Annotated in this window: 3 protein-coding genes and 1 pseudogene; 1 reads left to right on the forward strand and 3 read right to left on the reverse strand. The window is 40.4% G+C overall.

What is annotated here, in order from left to right; genetic code table 11:
* From ACE1CM_RS10675 to ACE1CM_RS10685, 3 genes are all read right to left on the reverse strand, one after another.
* On the reverse strand, positions 1-394 hold a 394-nt coding region (locus tag ACE1CM_RS10675), incomplete at its 3' end, for a hypothetical protein (RefSeq protein WP_374877398.1).
* A 111-nt stretch (positions 395-505) separates the two neighbouring features.
* Complete coding sequence (locus ACE1CM_RS10680; protein ID WP_374877399.1) at positions 506-709, reverse strand: hypothetical protein; 204 nt, start codon at positions 707-709, stop codon at positions 506-508.
* Between the two features lie 615 nt (positions 710-1,324).
* Positions 1,325-1,738 carry a hypothetical protein gene (locus ACE1CM_RS10685; protein WP_374877400.1) on the reverse strand — a complete coding sequence of 138 codons (414 nt, stop codon included), beginning with the start codon at positions 1,736-1,738 and terminating at the stop codon, positions 1,325-1,327.
* A 116-nt stretch (positions 1,739-1,854) separates the two neighbouring features.
* Between ACE1CM_RS10685 and ACE1CM_RS10690 the strand changes: the two are divergent.
* Positions 1,855-2,040 (forward strand): annotated as a pseudogene (locus ACE1CM_RS10690) (4-amino-4-deoxychorismate lyase); the annotation flags it as partial.

Genomic DNA, 2,040 nt, shown 5'->3' on the forward strand with positions numbered 1-2,040 from the left:
TCTTGTTGCTAAAATCTGCATCGGTCGCCAATCCCTTGAGATAACCGTAAGCCGATTGCAGCGCTAGCTCTACAATTGGGTTAGCTAAGCCATTCGATAAAACCTGCCCCGTTAGGGAATCTACAGATGATTTTTCAGCTAGAGCAACGCTGTTGTTATTGCCTAAATTTAAACTTTCAGCGCTTGTAGATCCCAACGATAAATTCGGTTGCCACAGATTGCTATAACCGCTAAATTCACCGCCTGTTAAATCTTTGATGGCAATTTCTGCTTGAATAAATGCCCTATTTGTGAGGGGTATGTGGTAGATATCGCTGGTTGGTTCTAAATTCAAGCCATAGGCGAAGGACGGATTGATAGATGCATCCAAACTGTTACTTTGAGCGGGCAGCATTGAGTCAAACATTGCAATGTACAAAAAGCTTTAACTTCACCATAAAAGCACCTATATCGATTTGTCATTCCGAAACAATAAATTTTACTCAATCTTTAATATGGCAAATTTTTAAGTATTTATAATGCGAATTAACCCGCGTATTTCTGAGTAAAAATAAGGCGCGATCGCGTAGGGTGCCGTAGGCATATCGCATTTGTATCCAGCACCCTCACGCAAAGCGATCGCATCCCAAATCGTATCAACAGAAGGCAACTTTTCCCCCGCTAACTCGCTCGCTATAAAAAACTGGTTAAATATTGGTAAAATCAGCAATCTTATTACCAGCTATATGAAAAACAGTCTTTGGGTAGGGGAAAGTACGCAGAAAGGCATTTTATTGTTTCAGTTGAATCACCAACAAATTTTTGAGTAACAAGCATCACGGTTTTGTAGCCAGTGAACCACCTGTATTAACATCCATTCGGATATATCAAAATTACTTTTACCTGCAATCGCAGCCAAACCATTGTAATTTTGAAAGTGATTTTTTTTAGGTAATTTCGCACCCCCAATCCTTGCTTGTTGCGAGTTAGTCACCCAAGGAAAATTACCGATTGCTAGGATTCTTCCCTTTAAAGTTTTTCCCGTTGACAACCAATCAAATTGTCAAAAATATCCAGGGTTTATTTCGATTATTTATTCTGGGATTATTTGCTGTTTTAGGCAAATTTATTTCAATAAATTAGGGGGGATTTATACTGCCTGCTTATTTATAGATAAAAAAATGTGCAGCAGCCTCAATAAAGTTACCCAATACGCATGTTGGTTCCAGTATGATATCAGGAGTTACGCCAAGTTATATCAACTTCTGGCATAGGCTTGAGGCTAACTCCAAAGGTGTCTGAAAATCTCCATAATATTATAATTTGGTTTTATCAACAATACGAATCATCGGTTAGCTCTATAAACAGCGGGTAGATTTCGGTCAAGGATAAAAGCCATTAAGTCATCTTGATTGCCTTCGTTCTCTAGAATATTACGAATTCCCCTCGTCATCTGGAAATCTGCGGTTCTCTCCGCACTCACATAAATCCTATGCAGAATATTTAGGGTTGCTGTGGGGTTTTCGCTGTTGTCTGTCTTGTGGTAGACAAAGATGATGAGCGAATATCCAAGCCCAAAAATCTTTTGTCGTGCAGATTTGAACAAGCATGATGCTTGTGGTTGGCTGATGCTTGTAACTTTAACATCAACAAGTAGCCATGGAAAATCTATGCCACTGGCTGAATTACCCTCTAGGAACTCATACCGAACCCTCAAATAAGTACCGACAGCTTTGCCGTCTGTAAGACCATAAAGCAAAGGTTAGGGGTGTCGAGACTCTAAAGCTGAAAATTGTGCCGCTTCAGAACACAATGCTTCTATAGTGAGGATTGGCATAGTTGCAGCGATATTCTAAGCTTGACTCATCAGTATAGTTGAATCATATTTTTTGGTACAGCGGTAATCTAATTGAGGGCAACACCCTGGAACTCGCAATAGACGATCCGGGTTTACTTTACGGCGCGACGGTTTTTACCACGCTGCGGGTGTATGATGGGAATTTGGATCATCCTAAAACGAATTGGCTCGCACACCTGCGTCGCCTTTCTTCTTCTCTCCAA

This window comes from Microseira sp. BLCC-F43, from assembly GCF_041929235.1.
In the GTDB taxonomy this organism is placed as follows: domain Bacteria; phylum Cyanobacteriota; class Cyanobacteriia; order Cyanobacteriales; family Aerosakkonemataceae; genus Microseira.